Genomic DNA, 21,835 nt, shown 5'->3' on the forward strand with positions numbered 1-21,835 from the left:
TCTCCTTCTCAGCCGCTGACGCGGGTGCGCGGGTCGATGACGGCGTAGAGCAGGTCGACCACGAGGTTCGCGCCGAGCACGGCGACCGTGATCACCAGGAAGATGCCCTGCATGAGGGCGTAGTCGTTGTTCTGCACGGCCTGGAGCAGCTTCGAGCCGATGCCGGGGTAGGAGAACACCTGCTCGGTGATCACGGAGCCGGACACCACGAACCCGAGCGAGATCGCGAAGCCCGCCACGGACGGCAGCACCGCGTTGCGCGCCGCGTACTTGATCATGATGCGGGAGTCGCGCAGGCCCTTGGCCCTGGCGGTCAGCACGTAGTCCTCCGCCGTGGCGGAGACCATCATGTTGCGCATCCCCAGCAGCCAGCCGCCCACCGAGGAGAGGACGATGGTCAGCGCGGGCAGCGTGCCGTGGTAGATCGCGGAGCCGATGAAGTCGGCGTCCCAGCCCGGCGACAGGACGACGTCGTAGCCGCCGAGCAGCGGGAACCAGCCCAGCGCCGAGGCCAGCACGGCGACCAGGATCAGCGCCAGCCAGAAGTACGGCACGGCGGCGAGCACGGTGGTGGCGGGCACCAGGCTGTCCAGCCAGGTGCCGCGCCGCCAGCCGACGAACGTGCCCAGGGCGATGCCGAAGACGAACGACAGGAACGTCGCGATGCCGACGAGCACGAGCGTCCAGGGCAGTGCTCCCGCGATGATCTCGGACACCGGCGTCGGGAAGGCCGACACCGAGATGCCCAGGTCGCCGCGGAACATGTTGCCCAGGTACGAGAAGTACTGGGCGACGAGCGGCTCACCGCTGTTCGTGCCGAGCAGCAGCTCGTACGCCCGGCGGGCCGACGGGTCCACGGTTCCGCCCCGTTGCGCGAGCTTCGCCATGAGGATGTCCACCGGGTTGCCCGGCATGAGCCTCGGGATGAAGAAGTTCAGCGTCAGCGCCGCCCAGAGGGCGACCAGGTAGAACGCGAACTTCCGTGCGTAGTACCTCATCGGTCCGCCTGTCCCCTAGTGCGCGGTCACCGACCGGCGGGCTTGAGCTTGAGGAAGATCTCCGAGTGCTCCGGGCGCGCCCAGACGGCCGGGAACGAGTACAGGTCGTCCCGGGTGGGCCAGCCGGTGAACTTCTTCGCGTTGAACTCGCTGGTCGTGCCGCCGGTCAGCACCGGGATGTACGGGATGGCCGCCTCGATCTCGGTCTGGATGGTGTCGAAGTGCGGCTGGCGGGCCGCCGCGTCCTTCGGGTCGATGCCCTTGAGCGCGGTCAGCGCGGCGTCGACGGCCGGGTTGGCGAAGCGCGAGAAGTTCGGGTTCGCGACCTCGCCGACCTCGGCCGTCGTGGCGGTGCTGAAGAAGTAGGACGCGTTGTAGTACGGGTCGGGGGCCGGGCCCTGGTGCAGGGCGTCGATCAGCAGCTCGAACTGGCCGCGACCGCGCGCGTCGGACCACTCGTTCCAGGACACCTGCTGGGCGGTGATCTTGATGCCGACCTGCTGGAGCTGCTGGGTCATCGTGTCGACGGCGGTGATGTAGTCGGTCCAGCCGGCGACGACCTTCAGCGTCATGGCCAGCGGCTCGCCGTCCTTGGCGAAGATCCCGTCCGCGCCCTTGGCGTAGCCCGCGCCCTCCAGCAGCGAGGTGGCCTTGGCCGCGTCCGGCTGCATGGGGGCGGTCTTCTCCCGGAGCTTGGCGGAGACGACGTCCTTGTCCCGCTCGACCAGCGCGGCACCGGGCGAGATCTCGCTGGAGGTGTTCTCGAAGGCGAGCTGGTTGACCTGGGTGCGGTTGATGGCGTAGTAGATCGCCTTGCGCACGGCCACGTCGGTCTGCGGGCCCTGGCAGCCCAGCGCGGCGTTCGAGCAGGTGAACAGGGCCGTCTGGTTCATCGGGACGGTGATGGCCTTGTACCCGGGGTAGTTCTTCTCGACGTTGGCGATGTCCGGCACGGGGCCGGTCTGCCAGTCGATCTGGCCCTGCCGCAGGGCGGCCTCGCCGGACTGGTTGCCGGACAGCGCGAGGTAGCGGACCTTCTTCAGCGCCGGCTCGCCCTCGTAGTAGGAGGGGTTGGCCTTGAGCGTGAACGCCTGGGCCTTGAAGTCCTCCAGCTGGAACGGGCCGGTGCCGACGGGCTCCTTCACCACGTCGGTCGCGGGCGTCGCGAGGTCCTTCCACCTGTGCTCGGGGACCATCCAGATGCGGCCCAGGACCTGCGGGCCCTCCAGGAACGACGGCTCGTCGAACGTGATCGTGACGTTCGCGTCGTCGACCGCGGTGGCGGTGCCCTTGTAGCCGGTGCCGTTCATGGCGGCGTTCTTCTTGACCATGTCGAGGGTGAAGACGACGTCGGCGGCGGTGAACTTCTCGCCGTCGGTCCACTTCGCGTCGTCGCGCAGCACGACGTCGAGCTTCGTGCCGTCCTCGTTCCAGGTGAAGCTCTTGCCCAGGCGCGGGCGCGGTTCGACGTCGCGGATGTTGTTGAAGAAGAACAGCGGCTCGAAGATCGTGCCCGGGCCTTCGAGCATGGTGGGCGAGAACGGGTTGAAGTTGACCTGCCAGTCACCGGACTGCCCGGTGTAGACGACCAGCGTGTCCTTGTCCGCGTCGTTCGCCGCGTCCGACCCGCCGCAGGCGGTCGCCAGGAGGGCGACCGCGGCCAGTCCGGCCGCCGCCGCACGCGCTCGGGAGGGGCGCCTTGCCTTCAGGAACATCGTTGATTCCTCTCGTGGCCCGAGACCGGCCGCGGTCCCGCGTTGACCGAGATTGTTAAGTCAACGAAGAAACGAAGTCAACACCTGGCCGTCATCTGCCGGCCAAGTTGCTACCCTTCGTCCGACGAACGAACTAAGACGGACGCGGGGTGCCTGGTGAGCGGACCGACGCGGGCGACGCAGCACGCGAGCAGCAAGGCAGCCGTGCTCGACGTGGTCCGGGCGGCGGGCACGATCAGCCGGGTCGGCCTCATCAACGCCACCGGCTTCACCGGCGCCACCATCTCCACGGTCGTCCGCAAGCTGATCGACGAGGGCCTGGTCGTGGAGACCGGGCGCGCGGAGTCCACCGGCGGCAAGCGGCGGGTGCTGCTCCAGCTCAACCACTCCGCCCGCTACGCGGTGGGCGTGCACCTGGACCACGCCGGCATCACGTACGTGCTGACCAACCTGGGCGGGTCCGTCGTCGCGCGCATCTCGCGGGCCGGCGCGGGCGCGGCCGAGCCGCGGACCGTCGTCGGCCGGATGGCGGCCGAGGTGAAGTCCCTGATCGACGGCGTGGGCGTGGACCACACCCGGGTCCTCGGCCTCGGCCTCGTCTCCCCCGGGCCGCTCAGCGGGACCACCGGCATGGGGCTGACCCCGCCGTCCATGCGCAAGTGGGAGGACTTCCCGCTCGACCAGGCGTTGCAGGGCGCCACCGGCCTGCCGGTGGTGCTGGACAACGACGCCACCGCCGCGGCGCTCGGCGAGCACTGGTCGGGCGGCATCGGCGGCACGGCCATCTCGGCGGCGCTCTACATGGGCACCGGGATCGGCGCGGGCCTCGTCATCAACGGCATCACCTACCGGGGCAGCAGCGGCAACGCGGGCGAGATCGGGCACATCTGCGTCGACGCGAACGGCCCGGAGTGCTGGTGCGGGGCGCGCGGCTGCGTGGAGGCCCTGGCGGGCCCGGCGGCCGTGGTGGCGGCGGCGCGCGCGGACCCGGTGCTGGCCCGCTCCGCCGGCCTGACCGGTCGGACGAGGTCGGTGTCGTCGGACTTCGCGGCGGTCAGCCGGGCGGCACGCCGGGGCGAGCCGTCGGCCCTGGCGATCCTGGAGCGCTCGGCCCGCTGCGTCGCCGTGGCCGCGCGGACCCTGGCGAACATCATGGACCTGGAGGTCCTGGTCCTCACGGGACCGAGCTTCGCCATCGCCGGCTCGGTCTACCTGCCGGTGGTCCGCGACGAACTGGACCGCGCCTTCTTCTCCCGCGCCGCGCACACCGTGGACGTGCGCCTGTCCCGCTCGGCCGCCACGGCGTCCGCGATCGGCGCGGCGGCGCTCGTGCTCCAGTCCGAGCTGGTCCCGCTGCACGAGGGGCTGCGGCTGCCGGAGAACCTGGCCGACTCCGAACCCGCCGCCCTGCCCGCCGACAGCGCCTGAACCGGGCGGCGCCGGAACCGGGCAGCGCCGGAACCGGGCAGCGCCTGGACCGGGCAGGGCCGGCCGGTCCCGGTCAGCCGGTCCCGGTCAGCCCTTGGCGCGGTCAGTCCTTAGCGCGGTCAGCCCTTGGCGCGGGCCGCCCACAGCAGACCGCGTTCCACGATCGTGCGCACCTCCGGCACGGCGAGGTCCTCGGGCGCGTGCCCGATCGTGCAGGCGAACACCCGCCCCGCACCCCACCGGCGCGTCCACACGGCGGGCACGGTGAGCGGCGCGTGCCACGGGTCCGCGGGCGCGAACGTCGTCGTCGCGTGCACGTCGTTGAGCCCGTCCGCCAGCACCCAGTACTGCTCGGTGCGCAGCGCGAACCCGGACAGGCCCGCCACCACCGGGTGGGTCGAGGTGATCTCCACCCGGTGGTCCACGAAGTCACCGGGGTGCGCGACGAACTGCCCGCCGACCAGCCGCATGTACCCGCGCGTGCCGCGGAACGCGTCGACCAGCCCGCCGTGCCACCCGGCGAGGCCCGTGCCCGACCGCACGGCCGCCTCCAGGAAGGCGAACCGGTCGTCGCTCAGCTCGCCGTCGCTCCAGCACTGCACGACCAGGTCGTAGGACGGCAGCGCCGCGTCGTAGACCTCCAGCGAGTCGGACACGTCGACCGCGAACCCGGCGTCGCGCAGGAACGGCAGGAACGCGTCGGTCGCCGCCACGGGCGAGTGCCCGGCCCAGCCGCCCCGCACCACGAGTGCTCTCACGACCACGCACCCTAGCCGGGCGGCGACTTGAGCCCCAGGTGGTCGCGCAGGGTCGGGCCGGTGTAGTCGGCGCGGAACGAGCCCCGCTCCTGGAGCAGCGGCACGACGCGGTCGGCGAAGTCGTCCAGGCCGCCGGGCGTCACGTGCGGGACGAGGACGAACCCGTCGCTCGCGTCGGCCTGCACGAGGTCGTCGATCTGCGCCGCCACGGTGGACGGCGAGCCGACGAACGACTGCCGCGCGCTGGTCTCGATGACGAGTTCGCGGATCGACAACCCCTTGGCCTCGGCCAGTTCGCGCCACTGCCGGGCGGTGCCGAGCGGGTCGCGGTGCATCCGCACGCTGGCCCGGCCGCGCGCGATGTGCTCGCCGCCGGGGTCCACGAGCGGGTCGACGGACGGCAGCGGGCCGTCGGGGTCGCAGGAGGACAGGTCGCGGTTCCACAGCTGTTCGAGGACCTTGATCGCGGTCTGCCCGCTCACCTGCTGCCGCCGCACCTCGTGGGCGAGTTCCCGGGCCTCCTCGTCGGAGTCGCCGAGCACGAACGTCGCCGCGGGCAGCACGACCAGGTCCTCGGGCGCGCGGCCGTACTTCGCCAGCCTGCCCTTCACGTCGGCGTAGAACGCCCGGCCCGCGTCGAGCGTCGCGTGCCGGGAGAAGATCGCGTCGGCCTTGGCGGCGGCGAACTCGCGGCCCTCCTCGGAGTCGCCCGCCTGGAGGATCACCGGCCTGCCCTGCGGCGAGCGCGGCAGGCCGAAGCGGCCGGAGATGTCGAACTGCTCGTCCCGGTGGGCGAACTCCCCGCCGGAGCGCCACGAGTCGAACAGGGTGGACGCGGCGTCGAGGAACCGCTCGGCCCGCTCGTAGCGCTGCTCCTGCGGCAGGAACCCGCCGCGCCGGAAGTTCTCGCCGGTGAACGCGTCCCACGAGGTGACCACGTTCCACGCGGCCCGGCCGTCGGACAGGTGGTCGAGGGAGGAGAACTGCCGCGCCACCTCGAACGGCTCGTTGAACGTGGAGTTGATCGTGCCCGCGAGGCCGAGGCGCGTGGTGACGGCGGCGAGCGCGGACAGCACGGTGAACGTGTCGGGGCGGCCGACCACGTCCAGGTCGTAGATCAGGCCGCCCTGCTCGCGCAGCCGCAGGCCCTCGGCGAGGAAGAAGAAGTCGAACTTGGCGCGCTCGGCGGTCCGGGCGAGGTGGGCGAAGGAGGAGAACTCGATGTGGCTGCCGGCCTCCGGGTCGCTCCACACGGTCGTGTTGTTGACGCCGGGGAAGTGCGCGGCGAGGTGGATCTGCTTCACCCGACGGTCCTCTCGGTCGCGGCGGTGGCGTAGCGGTTCGCGGGGCGGGGCAGGCCGAGGTGGCCGCGCAGCGTGGTGGCGGTGTACGCGGTGCGGAAGACGCCGCGCCGCTGGAGCGCGGGCACCACCTCGTCGGTGATCAGCCGCAGGTCGTCGGCGGGCGAGGTGGGCCGCAGCCGGAAGCCGGGGACGCCCGCCGCGTGCCACTCGGTGATCAGGTCGGCGAGGTCGGCGGGCGTGCCCGCGAACTCCAGCGCGTCGGGGGACGACACGTCGCCGCCGAACCCGACCGCGACGTCCGCGAAGTGCACCGGGCCGGGGGCCTCGGCGATCAGGGCCAGCGCCTCGTCGACCGTGCGCGGCGTGGTGAACACGACGTCCGCGCTGCCCCGGGCCAGTGCGAGCACGTCCGGCTGGTGCGACAGCACGGCGACGGGCGGTTGGCCCTGCGGCGGGCGCGGCGTGATCGACGGCCCCCGCACGCTGAACCACTCGCCCTCGAAGTCGACGTAGTGCAGCTTGTCCCGGTCCACGAACCGACCGGTGGCGACGTCGCGGATCTCCGCGTCGTCCTCCCAGCTGTCCCACAGCCGCCGCAGCACCTCGACGTAGTCGGCGGTCTCGGCCAGCAGCGCGGGCAGGTCGTCGAGCCCGGTCCCGCGCCGCCCGAAGTGCTTCGCGTGCTCCGGCGGCGCCACCCGCACCCGCACGCCCGCGCGCCCGGTGCTCACGTAGTCGAGCGTCGCCACCGCCTTCGACAGGTGGAACGGCTCGGTGTGCGTCGTGACGGCGGTGGGCACCAGCCCGATGCGCGAGGTCAGCGGCGCGACGCGGGCCGCGACGAGCACCGAGTCCAGCCGCCCGTCCGGCCCCAGGTCGTCCTCGATCGTCACGAGGTCCAGCAGGCCCCGCTCCGCCTCCCGCACCAGGTCGCCCCAGAAGCCGGAGGTGAACCGCGCGTCACCGTCGCGCTCCCCGGCGTCCAGCGCCACGGCGAGGTGCAAGCCCTGTGCCATCGTCGCCCCTTCCCTTCACCTGACCGGATTCTGCGTCAGGTCGGGGGGCGGGCGGCGGGCCGACCACACCCTGGGAAGCTCAGGCCGGTCCGGCGGCGCCGGGAATAATCCAGCGCGGTTCCGGTGGCGCGTCGGTGAGCACGAGGTCGGCGAGCACGAGGTCGGCGAGCACGAGGTCGGCGAGCACGCGGCCGACGGCGGGCGTGAACTCGAACCCGTGCCCGGAGAACCCGGCGGCGACCACCAGCGGACCGTGCCGGTCGAGCAGGAAATCACCCGAACCGGTCGGGGTCCACCACCGGTCCGCCGCCGTGCAGGCCGACCTTCACGCCCTCGCCGGGCGTGGCGAGCCCGTGGACGGCCTCGGGCCCGTGGTGGATGAACGGCGGCCACTCGTGCCCGGCCGGCGGCGCGAAGTGCGCGGGCTGCTCCTGCGTCACGGTCAGCGGCGGCAGCGGCACCAGCCCGTCGAGCAGCGCGCGCGTCCACGCGCCCGCGGCCACCACCGCGCGGCGGGCGCGCAGCACCCCGTTCCCGGTGACGACGTCCACGCCGCCGTCGCGGGGGCGCAGCGCGACGACGGGCGCCTCGTGCCGCACCTCGGCGCCGTGGTGCGCGGCGGCGGCCCGGAGCGCCGCGACGGCGCGGTCGGCGTGCACGCGGCCGGAGCGGGGGTGGGAGAAGACGGGGCCGGTGAAGCGGAAACCGGGCCACCGCCCGGTCGCCTCGGCCGCGGTGAGGACGCGGCCGGGCGACCCGGCCGCCGCCGGCACCCACGCGCCGTGCGACGCGCCGAACGCGTGCCCCGGCGCGAAGCGCTCCAGCAGCACGACCTCGGCCCCGCGCGAGGCGAGCTGCCACGCGGCGGCCGACCCCATGGCCCCACCGCCGACCACGACGACGTCGATCACGTGCCCGCCCCCGCGTCCCCCGCGCGGGCCACCAGGCCGACGAGCTGGTTGACCAGCCCCTCGCGCAGGCCGTCGGCGAACAGCTCGGCGGCCGGCGGCGACCCCATCTCGCGCAGGACGGCGGCGACCGCCTCGGTGGGGTTCGCGTACGGCCACAGCCCGGCCGTCATGACCAGCACCGCGCCCGCGAAGTGGCGCGCGGCGGCGTCGTCCAGGACCGGCACGCGGGTCCGCACGAGGTCGGCCAGCCGGGCCGTGCGCGCGTGCGCGCGGAGCTTGAACGCCCGCGCGGAGTCGTGGGACACGTTGCGCTCCAGCACGCCGCCCAGGCCGCTGACCAGCTCGCACAGCAGGTCCCGGCCGACCAGCGACGACGCGAGGGCGGTGGCGACCGCGACCGGTCCGCCGGTCTCGGGCAGGCGGCGCTCGACCTCGTCCAGCCAGGCGCCCCACTCCTCGTCGAGGACCTCCAGGAAGATCGCCTCGCGGCTGTCGAAGTACCGCAGCACGTTCGACTTGGCCAGGCCCACCCGGTCGCTCAGCTCGCGCAGGCTGATGTCCGCGACCCGGCGTTCCCGCAGCATCGCGCAGGCGGTCTCCAGGATCGTGCGGCGGCGCTGGGCCACCTGCTCGGGCCTGCGCGCGCGCTGGAACTCCACCCGATCAGGGTAACAGCCCGGCGGTCTCTTGGAATCGCGCGTGCCGGCCGCCGGCCGGGGTAACCGGGGCGGGTGCAGACGTTCCTGCCGTACCCGACGTTCGGCCGCAGCGCCGCCGCGCTCGACACCCGGCGCCTGGGCAAGCAGCGCGTGGAGACGTTGCAGGTCCTGCGGGCCCTGGTGTGGCCCGAGTACGGCTGGAAGCGGCACCCGGCGGTGCAGATGTGGCGCGGCTTCACGCCCGCGCTCGTCGCCTACGGCGTGGCGGTGTGCGACGAGTGGCGGCGGCGCGGCCACCGGGACGGCGTGCGCGCCGTGCTCCTCGACTACCACGGCGGCCGGGAGCCCACCTGGTCGTGGTGCCTGGCCGAGGGCCTGCTGCCGCCGTGGCTGGGCGACGAGGCCCTGCACCTCAGCCACCGCTCGTCGCTGCTGCGCAAGGACCCCGAGCACTACCGCCCGCTGTTCCCCGGCGTGCCGGACGACCTCGACTACGCGTGGCCCGGCGAGGTGTGCCCGCCCGACCTCCCGGACACCCCCGGCCTGGTCGCCTGCCGGGTCGACGCGCCACCGCTGCCCGACGAGCACCTGCCGCCCGCGCCGCCGCTCGACCACCGGCCCGGACCGTCCGTCGCCCGCGTCCCCACCGAGGCCGACCTGGAGGCCATGCGCGCCGAGGCCGAGGACCCGCGGCGGGTCCGCTTCTTCCGCCGGGGCCAACCGCTACCCCCTCCGACCAGCAGGTTCACCCTCCAGGTCGACCTGCCGAAAAAATCCTGAGGAAAACCCGGCCGCCGTGTCGATCCGGTGGGGTCCCCGTTCGTCGCCCTGGCAGACGACCGAGGAGGGACCGAAATGACCACCACCGAGACCCACACCGCCACCACCGACACCGCCGCCCGCACCGCCAAGCGCAACGACCTCGCGCTCGGCGCGTTCCGGCTGGTCGTGTCGTTCCTGTTCGGCTTCCACGGCCTGATGGGCCTGGGCTTCTTCGGCGGTGTCGACGGCCAGGGCACCGCGGTCCCGTTCGGCTCCTGGCCGGGCTGGTACGGCAGCGTCATCGAGCTGGTCGGCGCGGTGCTCGTGCTGGTCGGCCTGTGGGCGCGGCCCGCCGCGTTCGTGCTGTCCGGCGTGATGGCCTTCGCCTACTTCACCGTGCACCAGCCGGTGGCGCTGCTGCCGATCCACAACACCGGCGAGCTGGCCGCCGTGTACTGCTGGTCGTTCCTGCTGATCTCCGTCCTCGGGCCGGGCGCGTTCACCCTCCGGCGGGCGCTGCGCAAGTAGCCCCGACGACGGGTCCGCCGGCGCACCTCCCCGGGTCGGGGGGTGCGCCGGCGGCGTTGGTCCGCGGCGTGTTCAAGGACCGCTCCGCTGGGCACCCCACAGCCATGGCGGAGACCAAGATCGAACACCCGGGCCTGACCGACCAGGTGGACCCCACCCCCGACCACGGCGAGGCGAGCTACCGGGGCACCGGCCGGCTCACCGGCAAGCGGGCCGTGATCACCGGCGGCGACTCCGGCATCGGCCGGGCCGTCGCGCTGGCGTTCGCCCGCGAGGGCGCGGACGTGCTGCTGTCCTACCTGCCCGAGGAGGAGGAGGACGCCCGCGCGACGGCGCGCCTCGTGGAGGACGCCGGGCGCAAGGCGGTGACCGTCCCGGGCGACCTGACCGACGAGGCGCGGTGCGCGGACGTCGTGGCCCGCGCGGTGGACGCCTTCGGCGGCATCGACGTGCTGGTCAGCAACGCCGCGTACCAGATGTCGCAGGAGAACGGGCTGCTCGACATCACCGCGGAGCAGTTCGACCGGGTGCTCAAGACGAACGTGTACGCGATGTTCTGGCTGTGCAAGGCGGCCGTGCCGCACATGCCGGAGGGGTCGTCGATCATCACCACGTCGTCGATCCAGGCGTTCCAGCCGTCCTACCAGCTGCTCGACTACGCCACCTCCAAGGCGGCGATCGTGAACTTCACCAAGGGCCTCGCGCAGAACCTGGCCGACCGGAAGATCCGGGTGAACTCGGTCGCGCCCGGTCCGGTGTGGACGCCGCTCATCCCGGCCACCATGCCGCCCGACGCGGTCGAGGGCTTCGGCGAGCAGACGCCGCTGGGCCGGGCCGCGCAGCCCGCCGAGCTGGCCCCGCTGTACGTGTTCCTGGCGTCGGCCGAGTCGAGCTACATCACCGGCGAGGTCGTCGGCGTGACCGGCGGCAACCCGATCACCTGACGAGCGCGGGCGGGTCCCCGGAAAATCCGTCGAAAAAATCCGGGGACCGTGTCGATCCACCGTTCGGCCCGTTCGTCGCACCAGTAGCGGCCAGGATGGACCGGGCTGGTGAACCGAACGGGAGAAGTCGATGCGTTTCATGGTGATCGTGAAGGCGACCGAGGAGACCGAGGCCGGCGCCGAGGCGACCGAGCAGGACCTGCTGGCGATGGGCGCCTTCAACGAGGAGCTGGTGAAGGCCGGCGTGCTGCTGGCCGGCGAGGGCCTGCACCCCAGCGCCAAGGGCGCGCGGGTGTTCTTCGACGGCGACCGGCGCACCGTGGTGGACGGTCCGTTCACCGAGACCAAGGAGCTGATCGCGGGGTTCTGGCTGCTGGAGGTGAAGTCGCTGGAGGAGTGCGTCGAGTGGGTCAAGCGGGTGCCGAACCCGACCGGCGCGCAGTCCCAGATCGAGATCCGCCAGGTCTTCGAGTCCGAGGAGTTCGCGAACGCGCCGCAGGAGCTGGTCGACCGCGAGAACGAGCTGCGCGCGGAGCAGGGCTACGGCGTCAAGCAGGGCTGAGGCCCCCGCGCGCCCCGCGCCGCGGCTCGCGTCGTGCGACCGCCTTGCCGACGCGCGTCGGTAGCTGGTCTGATCCTGGACCGTGATGGCTACCGACGCGCGCCGCGCGGTCGAGGCGGTGTGGCGGATCGAGTCCGCGCGGGTGATCGCGGGCCTGGCGCGGATGGTGCGCGACGTGGGCCTGGCCGAGGAACTGGCGCAGGACGCGCTCGTCAGCGCCCTGGAGCAGTGGCCGGAGACCGGCATCCCGCGCAACCCCGGCGCGTGGCTGATGACCGCCGCGAAGAACCGCGCCGTCGACCAGATCCGGCGCAGGCAGAACTACCAGCGCAAGCTGGAGCAGATCGGCCGGGACACCGAGCAGGACCACGCGCCGGACGCGAGCACCGGCGTGGGGGACATCGACGACGACCTGCTGCGCCTGGTGTTCACCGCCTGCCACCCGGTGCTGTCGACCGAGGCGCAGGTCGCGCTGACCCTGCGCCTGCTGGGCGGCCTGACCACCGAGGAGATCGCCCGCGCCTTCCTGGTACCCGAGGCGACGGTCGCGCAGCGGATCGTGCGGGCGAAGAAGGCGCTGGCCAAGGCGGGCGTCCCGTTCGAGGTTCCGGCGGAGGACGAGCGCGACGCGCGGCTGGCGTCCGTGCTCGGCGTGATCTACCTGATCTTCAACGAGGGCTACTCGGCCACCGCCGGCGACGACTGGATGCGCCCGGCGCTGTGCGAGGACGCGCTGCGGCTGGCCCGCGTGCTGGCGGGCCTCGCCCCGCGCGAGCCCGAGGTGCACGGACTGGTGGCGCTGCTGGAGATCCAGGCGTCCCGGGCCAGGGCGCGGGTCGGCCCGAACGGCGACCCCGTGCTGCTGCTGGAGCAGAACAGGGCGCGCTGGGACCAGCTGCTCATCCGGCGCGGGCTGGCCGCGCTGGAGCGGGCCGAGGCGCTGCGCGGGATGGCCGGGCCGTACGCGCTCCAGGCGGCCATCGCGGCGTGCCACGCGCGGGCGCGCACCCCGGAGGAGACCGACTGGACCCGGATCGCGGGCCTGTACGAGGCGCTGTCGCTGGTCGCGCCCTCCCCGATCGTGGAGCTGAACCACGCGGTCGCGTGCGGGATGGCCTTCGGCCCCGCCATCGGCCTGGAGCTGGTGGACGAACTGGTCGACGAGCCGGCCCTGAAGGGCTACCACCTGCTGCCGAGCGTCCGCGGCGACCTGCTGGTGAAGCTGGGCAGGCGCGCCGAGGCGCGGGCGGAGTTCGAGAGGGCCGCCGACATGACCCGCAACAGCCGGGAACGCGCCCTGCTGCTGGCCCGCGCCGACGCCTGCTGACCGGGGCCGGTGGCCGGGGCCGGCGGGCGGCGGGCGGCGGGCGGCGGGCCGTGACCGAGCGGTTCAGGTGCGGTTTGAGGGTTTCCGGGGCGCTTCCTGGCGGTAGTGCTTCGGAAGTCCCAAGAAGCAGTTCAATGAAATGCTTCAAGCATGGATGCTGAGCAGGTGGCGCGGTACGTCAACGAGACCTTCGACGGGGTGCGGGCACCCGTCGCGGGCGGCGACACGTTCTTCCTCTACGACCCGGACGGCGACCTCCCGCCGGAGCGGCAGGTGCCGTTCGCCACGATCGTGACGAACGACGCCCACGACGACAGCTCCGCGCTCGACGGCACGGACGACTACCGGCTCAACATCGGCCTGACCCGGGCGGGCTTCGCGGCGGTGGTCGGCTCGCTGCCGGACGAGGTCGACCACACCGCGCGGGACGTGCTGATGCCGCACCCGGTCTACGGCGGGCAGCACTGGGTGTGCGTCGTCTCCCCGGGCGACGCCACGTTCGAGGCGGTGCGGCCGCTGCTGGCCGAGGCGCACGCCTTCGCCGCCCGCAAGCACGCCAACCACGCGCGCCGCTCCCGGAGCTGACGGTCGGGCGCGACGGACACGGCCAGCGCGGCCGGGGCGATCAGGGCGGCCGGGGCGATCAGCGCGGCCGGGGCAGCGGGTTCCGGGCCCGCACCCCGGTCACCCCCCGTCCCGACCCGCCGCCCCGGCCGCCCGCTCGACCTCCGCGCGCCGGGCCGCCCAGAAGGCCGCGTCCCGACCCTGCCGGGCCACGTCCGCCCCGTCGAGCTGCTCGCGCAGGATGTCGGCGTGGCCGGCGTGCCTGCTGGTCTCGGTCAGCACGTGCACCAGGACGGTGAACAGCACCACGTCGGGCCGCGGCCACCAGGGCACGTGACCGGGCGAGTCGACGGCGAGCGCGGCGATGGTCGCGTCGGAGTGCTCCCACGCACGCCGGTAGCGGCCGGTGATCTCCTCGCGCGTCTCGTGCTCGGTCGCCCACATGTCGGCACCGCGCCGGTCGAGGTCGTCCCACCGGGGGACGGGCTCGGGGAACGGCCTGCCGAACACCTCGCCGAAGTACCGCGCCTCCGACAGGGTCAGGTGCTTGACCAGCCCCAGCAGGTTGGTCCCGGTAGCGGTCAGGGGGCGGCGGACGTCGTACTCGGACACCCCGTCGAGCTTCCCGAGCAGCTCCTCGCGGACCTCCCGCAGGTCGCCGTGCAGGTGGTCCTTCGCGAAATCGTCGATCATGGGCACGAGCCTGCACCACCGCCCCGCGCCCCGGTCGGGTCCGGACCGGCCGGCAGTCTGGGGCCATGGGGAACGCGACCGCCGGCGACCTGCGCGGGAACGGCGACTACGCGCGGTTCTGGGCGGCCGACACGGTGTCGCTGGTCGGCGCGCACGTCACCGCGCTGGCGTTGAAGGTGCTGGTGATCGACGTGATGGGCGCGTCGGTCACCGCGCTGGGCGTGGTGGAGGCCGCGCGCTGGCTGCCGTACCTGCTGTTCGGGCTCGTCACGGGCGTGGTGGTGGACCGGGTCCGCCGGCTGCCGCTGCTGGTGGGCGCGGACCTGGCGCGCGCGGTCGTGCTCGGCCTGGTCCCGCTGCTGTTCGCGCTCGACCTGCTCGCCCTGCCGGTGCCGGCGGTGCTGATGGCGGTGTTCGGCGCGCTGGTGAAGGCCCTCGGCGCGCCGCTCGGGTTCCTGCTGGACGCGGTGTCGTACCTGGTGTCGGGGGTGCTGCTGCTGTCCCTGCGCGGCGAGGAGCAGCCGGTCCGGGTCGAGCGGCGCGGGCCCGTCCTCCGGCGGCTCCGGGACGACCTGCGCGACGGCGTGCGGTGGGTCTACCGGCACCCCGTCCTCTCCCCGCTCGCCCTCACCTCGCACGTGTGGTTCCTCTTCACCGCCGCCGCGGGTGTCGCCTCGACCGCGCTGGTCCTCGACGAGCTGGGGTTCGACGCGTTCGCGTTCGGCGTCACGTTCGCCGTCGGCGGGCTCGGCGGCGTGCTGGGTGCGTCGCTCTCCACCCGCGCCGGCGAGCGGTTCGGGGTCGGGGTGGTCCTGGTGGTCGGGCGGTGGGTGACGCCGGCCGGCTGCGCGCTGTTCCCGCTCGCCGGCACCGGCGCGCCGGGGCTCGTGGTGCTGTGCGCGGCGCAGTTCCTGTTCTTCCTCGCCATCGGCCTGGACGGCCCGGTGGAGATGGGCTACCGCCAGACGATCACGCCGGACCGCCTCCGCGGTCGGATGAACGCCACCATGCGGTCGGTCAACCGGGGCGCGGTCGTGCTCGGCGCGCCCCTGGGCGGGCTGCTCGTGGACTCGCTGGGCCCGCGCCCGGTGCTGTGGACCGCGGTGGCGGGCCTGGTGGGCCAGGCGGTGTGGATCACCGCGTCGAAGGTCCGCACCGCCCGCCTCTGACCGCGCCCGCCCGTCGCCGGCAGTGCGTGGCCGCCGTGCTGGGCCGCCGTGCTGGGCCGCCGTGCTGGGCCGCCCGCCCCGCTCGTACGCGGAGTGGGCGCGGGACCGCTACCCGCGGCCCTGACGGCGGTGGCCCGCGGCCTCGCGGGCGATGTCGGTGCGGGAGCGGACGCCGAGCTTCGCGAGCACGTGCGAGACGTGCGTGGCGACCGTGCGGCCGGACAGGAACAGGCGCTCGCCGATCTGCCGGTTCGACAGGCCCGCCACGACGAGGTCGGTGACCTTCAGCTCCATCGGCGTGAGGCTGTCCCAGCCGTGCGTGGCCCGGCGGTGCTTGGCGTGCGCGCCGCGCCGCACGCCGTGCTCGCGCAGCCGGGCCAGCAGGCGGGTGGTGTCCCACTCCGCGCCCAGCTCCTCGTGCACCTCCACGGCCAGGCCCATGGCGGAGCGCGCGGACGACCGGTCGCCCGCGGCGGCGAACAGCACGGCGGCGGCGGCCAGCGCCTTGGCCCGGAACAGCGGGCGGCCCGCCACCCGGTACTCCTCGGCGGCGCGCAGCAGCCCGTCCGGGTCGCCGTCGACCAGGGCGCGGCAGAAGAGGGCGGAGGCGCGGCGGTGCGGCACGGCGGGGCCGACCGCCAGCGCCTCGGCCCGCGCGACGACGGCGGACGCGTCCTCGCCCAGCTCCACGGCCAGCCGCGCGGCGTCGGGCAGCAGGTCCTCGACCGACTCCCAGCCCGCGTCGAGCACGGCCAGCGCCTCGCACACCTTCCCGGCCTGCTCCAGCTCCAGGCTCACGGCCAGCGCCAGCGGGCCGACCACGTGGCCCTCCAGCCCGGCGCCCACCGAGTCGAGGTGGCGGCGGGCGCCCGCCGAGTCGCCGCGGTGCAGGTGGATGAGCGCGGCGACGCCGTGGTCGCAGCGCGACGCCAGGGGGTGCTTGAGGTCGTCGGCGAGCAGGTCGACGTCGACCAGCGCCTCGTCCCACCGCCCGGCGTCGAGCAGGAGCTGGCCGAGCGCGCTCTGCGCCTGGGCGAGCCGGACGAGGTTGCCGACCTGGTCGGCGGCGTGCCGGACGACCTGCGCCGAGGCGATGGCCTCCGGGCCGCGGTCCAGCTCGCCGAGCGTCACGGCCTGGTTGACCTGGAGCAGCAGCCGCAGGTCGGAGGTCGCGGGCTCGCCCATCGCGACCGCGAGGGCGCGGTCGAACAGCGGCAGCGCCTCGACCATCCGACCCCGGACCATGGCCACGATCGTGCGCACGTGCAGGGCCCAGCTGGTGGCCCAGCGGTCGCCGTCGCCGTCGGCCAGGGCCGCCGCGGCGAGGCGCTCGGCGTCGTCGAGCTGCCCCATGTCCCAGTGGGCGCGGGCGGCGAGCACGAGCAGCCGGGCGCGGTCCGACGGGGTCAGGGACGGCAGCGCCAGCGCGCGGTCCACCTCGGTCAGCGTCTCGGCGGAGCGGCCGGTCATGCTGCGGCACTGGGCGAGCGTCCAGTGCAGGTCGACGAGCACGCCGTGCTCCAGGCCGGCCAGCGCGACCGACTCGGCGCCGTGGTGGTCGCCGCAGCGGAACCGCGCCTCGGCCAGGTGGGCGAGCAGCACGACGCGCCGCCCGCCCGCGCTCGGCGAGGTCACCACCCGGCCGAACAGGTCGACGGCGGCCTCGGGGGCGTGCGCGACGAGCGTGGAACCGTGCGCGACGAGCCAGTCGGCCACCCAGTCGGGGACGCGGTCGTCGGCGGCGAGGAGCTGGCGGGTCACCCGGTCCACGCCCGCGCCGGTGTCGGCCAGCGCGCGGGCCGCCTCGACGTGCCACGCGCCGCGCGCCGCCTCGGGCACCTCGTCGTACAGGGCGGTGCGCACCAGCGGGTGCCGGAACGACAGGCCGGCCGTGCCGTCGACCAGCACGCCCGCCACGGTCGCCTCCTGGAGCGCGGGCAGCAGCTCGACCACGCGGCGGCCGAGGACGGCGGCCAGGTCGGCGACCGGGAAGTCCACGCCGAGCAGGGCGGCGGCGACGAGGACGCGCCGCACGTCCTCGCCGAGGAACCCGATGCGGTCGGCGATGGCGGCCGACAGCGACGGCGGCACGCCCAGCTCGACGAGCCGCGCGACGCCCGTGGCGTCCACCTCGACGACGCCGCCGCGCAGCAGCGCCTCGACCAGTTCGACCAGGTAGAGGGGGTTGCCGCCGGCGTCCTCGGCGAGCCGCGCCAGCGCCTCGTCGGGCGCGCCGCCGGCGAGCGCGCCGACCAGCTCGACCACGGCGGCCGGGTCGAGCCGCGGCAGCGGGAGGCGTTCCACGCCCTTGCGCAGGGCGGCCACGTCGTCGCGGCGCGGCAGGGGCCGCAGCACGCCGACGAGCAGCAGCGGGAGCTGGTGGACGAGTTCGGCGAGCCACCGCCACACGGCCACGCTCGCCTTGTCCGCCCACTGGAGGTCGTCGAGCACCAGCACGACGGGGCCGATGGCGCACAGGTCGTCCACCCGGGCGAGCAGGCGTTCGGCGGTGACGGCGGAGCTCTCCGCGCGGCCGGCGGCCAGCGCGTCGAGCAGCGGCAGCAGCGGCAGGGGGCGGCCCAGCTCGTCGCCCGCGCCCCGGCAGACCCGGAAGCCCTTGGCCGCGGCGACCTCGCAGGCCGCCTTGACCAGCGCGGTCTTGCCGATCCCGGCCTCGCCCTCGACGAGCAGCGCGGCGCCCCGCCCCTGGGACAGGTCGTCCACCAGCGCCAGGAGGCGGCCCAGTTCCCGCTCGCGCCCGGCGAGGCGGAGTGTGACGGCGCGCACACCGCGAGAATACGACGCTAAGCCGGCGTTAACAAGGTGTTACTTTATTTCGAATTAACTTGAATGCCCCCGTGGCCCGCCGTTTGTTCACGTCGATTACCCTCCACCCCTCGACGAGTGCTGCGAGGGTAATCGTCGAATTCCCCGTCCCCAGTAGACCGGAGAACGCATGCGAATCGGACGAGTGCTCATGGCCGTCCTGCTGGTCACCACCTTCACCACGGCCGCGGCGATGGCCACCGCCCCGTTCGGCGGATTGCCCTACAACTGAGGGCGCGGTATTCCACGCGAATAGGCGTGACGAGCGGTGAATGGGGGTCGCCCGGACAACGTGGTCCGGCGGGCCCTGCCGCGATCCTCCCCTCGGGCCTTCTTCCGCACCCGTCCGGCCGCTACGCTGCGGAATCGTGGCACCGGCCCCCACCCGAGGAGCCGCGCGCGTGGTGCGCTGCGGCGCGGTCGGTGTGTCCGCGGGCCTGCTCGCCGTCCTGGCGCACGCGTCCGGCGGCGGCCACCTGCCGTCCCTGCCCCACGTGCTGGTCTTCGCGCTGGCCATCGGCTGGACGTGCGTGCCGCTGACCGACCGCAGGCTCGGCGTCGGCGAACTGCTCTGCCTGGTCGGCGTCGTCCAGGTGGCGGCGCACGTGTTCCTCGCCGTGCTGTCCGGGCACGAGCGGGAGATCGCGCCCGCGCCGTCGATGCTGCTGACCCACGCGGTCGCCACCGCGGTCGTCGTCTCCGCCCTCGCGGGTTTCGAGGGCGCCGTGTTCCGGCTGGCCGCCGCCCTGGCGGCCGTGCTGCCCCGCCGCCTCGCCCCGGCGCCCGCCGCGGCGCCGCTGCGCATCCCCATCGCCGCGCACCCCGACCACCCGCTGTCGGACGTCCTGCGCCGCCGGGCGGTCCCCCGCCGCGGCCCGCCCCGCCCCTAGGTACGCGTCCCTCCCCCGCGCCACTGCCCCGAACCGGGACCGGTGGCGACTCCCCGTACCCAGGAGCCTCCCCATGTCCGAGTCCTGGCGCGGCCTCGTGCTGCGCTTCCACTTCTACGCCGGCGTGCTCGTCGGCCCGTTCGTGCTGGTCGCCGCCCTCACCGGCGTGCTGTACGCGGCCACGCCGCAACTGGAGTCGGTGCTGTACGCCGACCACCTGCGGGTGCCCGAGTCGTCCCGGTCCGTTCCCCTGTCCCAGCAGGTGAAGGCCGCCGTGGACGCCCGGCAGGGCGACGTGCCGGTGGCCGTGCGGCCCGCGCCCGAACCCGGCGCCACGACCCGCGTGCTGTTCGCGGGCGACGGCGACGCCCGGCCCACCGTGTTCGTCGACCCGGCGGACGCGCGGGTCGTCGGCACGCTCGACACCTACGGCACCAGCGGCGTGCTGCCGCTGCGCACCACGATCGACGCCGTCCACCGCAACCTGATGCTCGGCGAACCCGGCAGGCTCTACAGCGAGCTGGCCGCGTCCTGGCTGTGGGCGGTCGCGCTGGGCGGCGTGTTCCTGTGGTTCAGCCGCCGCCGCGCGCAGCGCGTCAAGACCACCACCAGGCGGCACGCCACGCTCGGCCTGTGGGTGCTCGTCGGCGCGCTGTTCCTGTCCGCCACCGGCCTGACCTGGTCGACCTACGCCGGCGAGAACGTCTCCGCGCTGCGCGCCGCGCTGAACTGGAGCACCCCGTCCCTCGGCGCGGGCGACCACGCGGGCCACGACATGACCAACCCCATCCCGCCCGCCACCGGTGAGATCGACTCGGTCGTGGCCGCCGCGCGGGGCGTCGGGGGCATCGACGCGGGCCTGGTCGAGGTCACCCCGCCGCCGATGGCCGGGATGCCGTGGCACGTCACCGAGATCGACCGCGGCTGGCCCACGCAGGTGGACGCGGTGGCCGTCACCGGCGGCGCGGTCGTGGACGAGGTGCGGTTCAGCGACTACCCGCTGATGGCGAAGCTGGCCCGGTGGGGCATCGACGCGCACATGGGCAGCCTGTTCGGCTGGCCCAACCAGGTCCTGCTGCTCCTGCTGGGCCTCGGCCTGGTGACGCTGGTCGTGCTCGGCTACCGGGTCTGGTGGCTGCGCCGGCCGACCCGCGGCTTCGGCCGGCCCGTGCCGCGCGGCCAGTGGCGCAAGGTGCCGCGCGCGCAACTGGTCGCGGTCCTGGTCGTGGCGGCGCTGGTGGGCTGGTTCGTACCGCTGCTCGGCCTGTCGCTGCTGGCGTTCCTGCTGGTGGACGCGGCCGTCGGGGCGCGCCGCAAGAAGGTCGCGGCGACGCCGGAGCCGCAGTCGGAGACGGTGTAGGGAGCGGGACGGGCAGGTCGGCGGCCCCGCCGGGTCGCCGACCGCGCCACCGCCCACCGCGCGAGGCGGCGGGTCAGCGGCGGACGTCGCCGAGGAATGCGCGCCACGCGTGCGCGGGGAAGCGCAGCGGGCCGCCCGCAGGATTGCGGGAATCACGCACGAGGGCGCGGTCGGGGGAGAACGACACCTCGACGCAACTGCCGTCCTTCGACGCGGAACTCTTGCGCCACTCGGTCCGCTCCGGAACACCCCGGACGAGCCGACCGGATTCTCCCGAAGTCACCAGGTGTCCCCCTGCCCGCAATGCCCCGACGTGGACGCGGTCCATTCGAGCGTATCCACGCGGGCAAGAGGGCAACTACCGCCGAGAGAGGGAGCGGGCTTGCTCCCGGCACGGGGAGCAAGCCCGTCGCCGTGGAATGACCTGGGACGACGCGGTCGGGCGTCGTTATCCGCCGAGCATCTCGCCGAGCACCCGGTCGACGACCTGGTCGAGTTCCGCCGCCGGCACGGCCAACCGCTCCAGCTCCATGAAGGTCTCGACGTACGACTTCGCGGTGTCGGGGTCGTTCTGGACGATGTTCGTGCCGCCCGGCCTTTCCACGAAGACCGCGCGGTCCTGGTCGCCGGACGGGAATTCGTAGACGGAGAACGACCCGTGCATTCCCTGGTGGACGCCGCGGTCGAAGGTGATGACCTGAACGGTGATGTTCGGCTGGCGGTTCACCTCCTTGAGGTGTTCGAGCTGTTCCCGGATCACCTCCGGGCCGCCCACCCACCTCCGGATGGCGGCTTCGTCGAGGATGAAGAACCCCTCGACGCCGATCTGCTCCAGCAGCATCTTCTGCCGCTCCAGCCGGACCGCGGTGAGCGGGGCCACCCGCTCCGGCGGGTGGTAGAGCGAGAGCACGGTGCGCGCGTACGCCTCGGTCTGGAGCACGCCCGGCACGACCAGCGCCTCGAACTGGCGGACCAGCGAACTGGCTCCCTCCAGGCCGAGCAGCGTGACCATGGTGGGGCCGAGGTGGTCGCGGTACTCGTCCCACCAGGCCCGCCGGCCCTTGGCCTTGGCGAGGTCGACCAGCTCCCCGACCACCTGCTCGTCGGTGACGCCGTAGAGCTGCAACAACGCGCGCAGGTCGGTGACCGACACGCCGACCTGCCCGTTCTCCATCCGGACGACCTTGGAGGGCGACCAGTCGAGTTCGGCGGCGACGTCCTTCTGGGTCAGTCTGCGGCGTTCCCTGGCCTTCTTGATCTCCGTGCGCAGTCGCCACTGCTCTGCCACGGGGTTCGATCCCCGAGTCGGGCTGCTCATCGCCCCACACTACCAGCACTCTGCTACCTAGCAGACTGCCTCTCGCAAAGAGCTATCTAGCAGAACGACACATGCATCTAGCTATACAGCACATCGCCTAGTA

At 73.9% G+C, this 21,835-nt stretch carries 22 protein-coding genes; 10 read left to right on the forward strand and 12 right to left on the reverse strand.

From position 1 onward, the window contains the following. Positions 1-8 precede the first annotated feature (8 nt). Both ACR807_RS20400 and ACR807_RS20405 read right to left on the reverse strand, forming a co-directional pair. Entirely contained in the window at positions 9-998 is a 990-nt protein-coding gene (locus ACR807_RS20400) for an ABC transporter permease (protein WP_438922950.1), read from the reverse strand. A gap of 26 nt (positions 999-1,024) precedes the next feature. Further along, positions 1,025-2,713 (reverse strand): ABC transporter substrate-binding protein, encoded by a 1,689-nt coding sequence (locus tag ACR807_RS20405; protein WP_438922951.1) that lies wholly within the window; start codon positions 2,711-2,713, stop codon positions 1,025-1,027. Between the two features lie 156 nt (positions 2,714-2,869). Between ACR807_RS20405 and ACR807_RS20410 the strand changes: the two genes are divergently transcribed. Beyond that, on the forward strand, positions 2,870-4,141 hold the full coding sequence (locus ACR807_RS20410; RefSeq protein WP_438922952.1) for an ROK family transcriptional regulator: 1,272 nt from the start codon (positions 2,870-2,872) through the stop codon (positions 4,139-4,141). 119 nt (positions 4,142-4,260) lie between these two features. On the opposite strand, the gene ACR807_RS20415 is transcribed toward ACR807_RS20410, so the two are convergent. The 6 genes from ACR807_RS20415 to ACR807_RS20440 all read right to left on the reverse strand — a co-directional run bounded on the left by ACR807_RS20415 (position 4,261) and on the right by ACR807_RS20440 (position 8,789). Then, positions 4,261-4,899: a ThuA domain-containing protein gene (locus ACR807_RS20415; protein WP_438922953.1), complete on the reverse strand. Its 639-nt coding sequence runs from the start codon at positions 4,897-4,899 to the stop codon at positions 4,261-4,263. 11 nt (positions 4,900-4,910) lie between these two features. Continuing rightward, the gene (locus ACR807_RS20420) at positions 4,911-6,203 is read right to left on the reverse strand and encodes an NtaA/DmoA family FMN-dependent monooxygenase (protein WP_438922954.1); all 1,293 of its coding nucleotides are present in this window, start codon (positions 6,201-6,203) and stop codon (positions 4,911-4,913) included. After that, positions 6,200-7,219, reverse strand: a complete 1,020-nt coding sequence (locus ACR807_RS20425) for an LLM class flavin-dependent oxidoreductase (RefSeq protein WP_438922955.1) — start codon at positions 7,217-7,219, stop codon at positions 6,200-6,202. Before ACR807_RS20425 ends, ACR807_RS20420 begins: the two co-directional genes overlap by 4 nt. 79 nt (positions 7,220-7,298) lie before the next feature. Beyond that, positions 7,299-7,463 carry a hypothetical protein gene (locus ACR807_RS20430; protein WP_438922956.1) on the reverse strand — a complete coding sequence of 55 codons (165 nt, stop codon included), beginning with the start codon at positions 7,461-7,463 and terminating at the stop codon, positions 7,299-7,301. Positions 7,464-7,491: 28 nt separating this feature from the next. Then, on the reverse strand, positions 7,492-8,130 hold the full coding sequence (locus ACR807_RS20435) for an FAD-dependent oxidoreductase (protein WP_438922957.1): 639 nt from the start codon (positions 8,128-8,130) through the stop codon (positions 7,492-7,494). Beyond that, positions 8,127-8,789: a TetR family transcriptional regulator gene (locus tag ACR807_RS20440; RefSeq protein WP_438922958.1), complete on the reverse strand. Its 663-nt coding sequence runs from the start codon at positions 8,787-8,789 to the stop codon at positions 8,127-8,129. Before ACR807_RS20440 ends, ACR807_RS20435 begins: the two co-directional genes overlap by 4 nt. A 72-nt stretch (positions 8,790-8,861) precedes the next feature. Between ACR807_RS20440 and ACR807_RS20445 the strand changes: the two genes are divergently transcribed. The 6 genes from ACR807_RS20445 (at position 8,862) to ACR807_RS20470 (ending at position 13,497) form a co-directional block, all read left to right on the forward strand. Beyond that, positions 8,862-9,569 carry an MSMEG_6728 family protein gene (locus tag ACR807_RS20445; protein ID WP_438922959.1) on the forward strand — a complete coding sequence of 236 codons (708 nt, stop codon included), beginning with the start codon at positions 8,862-8,864 and terminating at the stop codon, positions 9,567-9,569. A 75-nt stretch (positions 9,570-9,644) separates the two neighbouring features. Then, a complete protein-coding gene (locus tag ACR807_RS20450) occupies positions 9,645-10,079 on the forward strand; it encodes a DoxX family protein (RefSeq protein ID WP_438922960.1) in 435 nt (144 codons plus the stop codon). 104 nt (positions 10,080-10,183) lie between these two features. Then, positions 10,184-11,023: an SDR family oxidoreductase gene (locus ACR807_RS20455; protein ID WP_438922961.1), complete on the forward strand. Its 840-nt coding sequence runs from the start codon at positions 10,184-10,186 to the stop codon at positions 11,021-11,023. A 130-nt stretch (positions 11,024-11,153) separates the two neighbouring features. Beyond that, the gene (locus ACR807_RS20460) at positions 11,154-11,585 is read left to right on the forward strand and encodes a YciI family protein (protein ID WP_438922962.1); all 432 of its coding nucleotides are present in this window, start codon (positions 11,154-11,156) and stop codon (positions 11,583-11,585) included. An 85-nt stretch (positions 11,586-11,670) separates the two neighbouring features. Further along, entirely contained in the window at positions 11,671-12,912 is a 1,242-nt protein-coding gene (locus ACR807_RS20465; protein ID WP_438922963.1) for an RNA polymerase sigma factor, read from the forward strand. 150 nt (positions 12,913-13,062) lie between these two features. Next, positions 13,063-13,497: a DUF6194 family protein gene (locus ACR807_RS20470; RefSeq protein WP_438922964.1), complete on the forward strand. Its 435-nt coding sequence runs from the start codon at positions 13,063-13,065 to the stop codon at positions 13,495-13,497. A 99-nt stretch (positions 13,498-13,596) separates the two neighbouring features. Here the strand turns inward: ACR807_RS20470 and ACR807_RS20475 are convergent, their stop codons facing one another. Continuing rightward, positions 13,597-14,169, reverse strand: a complete 573-nt coding sequence (locus tag ACR807_RS20475) for a DinB family protein (protein WP_438922965.1) — start codon at positions 14,167-14,169, stop codon at positions 13,597-13,599. A gap of 65 nt (positions 14,170-14,234) precedes the next feature. Here ACR807_RS20475 and ACR807_RS20480 point away from each other — a divergent pair, with 65 nt between their 5' ends. After that, complete coding sequence (locus ACR807_RS20480; RefSeq protein ID WP_438922966.1) at positions 14,235-15,338, forward strand: MFS transporter; 1,104 nt, start codon at positions 14,235-14,237, stop codon at positions 15,336-15,338. Between the two features lie 108 nt (positions 15,339-15,446). Here the strand turns inward: ACR807_RS20480 and ACR807_RS20485 are convergent, their stop codons facing one another. Beyond that, the gene (locus ACR807_RS20485; protein ID WP_438922967.1) at positions 15,447-18,125 is read right to left on the reverse strand and encodes a helix-turn-helix transcriptional regulator; all 2,679 of its coding nucleotides are present in this window, start codon (positions 18,123-18,125) and stop codon (positions 15,447-15,449) included. A gap of 407 nt (positions 18,126-18,532) precedes the next feature. Here ACR807_RS20485 and ACR807_RS20490 point away from each other — a divergent pair, with 407 nt between their 5' ends. Both ACR807_RS20490 and ACR807_RS20495 read left to right on the forward strand, forming a co-directional pair. Next, positions 18,533-19,054: a hypothetical protein gene (locus tag ACR807_RS20490; protein WP_438922968.1), complete on the forward strand. Its 522-nt coding sequence runs from the start codon at positions 18,533-18,535 to the stop codon at positions 19,052-19,054. A 73-nt stretch (positions 19,055-19,127) separates the two neighbouring features. Continuing rightward, complete coding sequence (locus ACR807_RS20495) at positions 19,128-20,414, forward strand: PepSY-associated TM helix domain-containing protein (protein WP_438922969.1); 1,287 nt, start codon at positions 19,128-19,130, stop codon at positions 20,412-20,414. Positions 20,415-20,487: 73 nt separating this feature from the next. Here ACR807_RS20495 and ACR807_RS20500 read toward each other — a convergent pair whose 3' ends face one another. Together ACR807_RS20500 and ACR807_RS20505 are read right to left on the reverse strand one after the other, a co-directional pair. Next, positions 20,488-20,697, reverse strand: coding sequence for a DUF397 domain-containing protein (locus ACR807_RS20500; protein ID WP_438922970.1), 210 nt, complete (start codon positions 20,695-20,697; stop codon positions 20,488-20,490). Between the two features lie 165 nt (positions 20,698-20,862). After that, on the reverse strand, positions 20,863-21,702 hold the full coding sequence (locus ACR807_RS20505; protein ID WP_438922971.1) for a helix-turn-helix domain-containing protein: 840 nt from the start codon (positions 21,700-21,702) through the stop codon (positions 20,863-20,865). Positions 21,703-21,835 lie beyond the last annotated feature (133 nt).

Origin of the sequence: Saccharothrix sabaoui, from assembly GCF_051756985.1 — a bacterium.
GTDB lineage: Bacteria > Actinomycetota > Actinomycetes > Mycobacteriales > Pseudonocardiaceae > Actinosynnema.

Excerpts from the sequence above, each read along its gene's own strand:
- ACR807_RS20400 (WP_438922950.1), bottom strand. The coding sequence starts at position 998 with ATGAGGTACTACGCACGGAAGTTCGCGTTCTACCTGGTCGCCCTCTGG.
- ACR807_RS20405 (WP_438922951.1), bottom strand. The coding sequence starts at position 2,713 with ATGTTCCTGAAGGCAAGGCGCCCCTCCCGAGCGCGTGCGGCGGCGGCC.
- ACR807_RS20425 (WP_438922955.1), bottom strand. The coding sequence starts at position 7,219 with ATGGCACAGGGCTTGCACCTCGCCGTGGCGCTGGACGCCGGGGAGCGC.
- ACR807_RS20450 (WP_438922960.1), top strand. The coding sequence starts at position 9,645 with ATGACCACCACCGAGACCCACACCGCCACCACCGACACCGCCGCCCGC.
- ACR807_RS20455 (WP_438922961.1), top strand. The coding sequence starts at position 10,184 with ATGGCGGAGACCAAGATCGAACACCCGGGCCTGACCGACCAGGTGGAC.
- ACR807_RS20460 (WP_438922962.1), top strand. The coding sequence starts at position 11,154 with ATGCGTTTCATGGTGATCGTGAAGGCGACCGAGGAGACCGAGGCCGGC.
- ACR807_RS20465 (WP_438922963.1), top strand. The coding sequence starts at position 11,671 with ATGGCTACCGACGCGCGCCGCGCGGTCGAGGCGGTGTGGCGGATCGAG.
- ACR807_RS20470 (WP_438922964.1), top strand. The coding sequence starts at position 13,063 with ATGGATGCTGAGCAGGTGGCGCGGTACGTCAACGAGACCTTCGACGGG.
- ACR807_RS20475 (WP_438922965.1), bottom strand. The coding sequence starts at position 14,169 with ATGATCGACGATTTCGCGAAGGACCACCTGCACGGCGACCTGCGGGAG.
- ACR807_RS20480 (WP_438922966.1), top strand. The coding sequence starts at position 14,235 with ATGGGGAACGCGACCGCCGGCGACCTGCGCGGGAACGGCGACTACGCG.
- ACR807_RS20495 (WP_438922969.1), top strand. The coding sequence starts at position 19,128 with ATGTCCGAGTCCTGGCGCGGCCTCGTGCTGCGCTTCCACTTCTACGCC.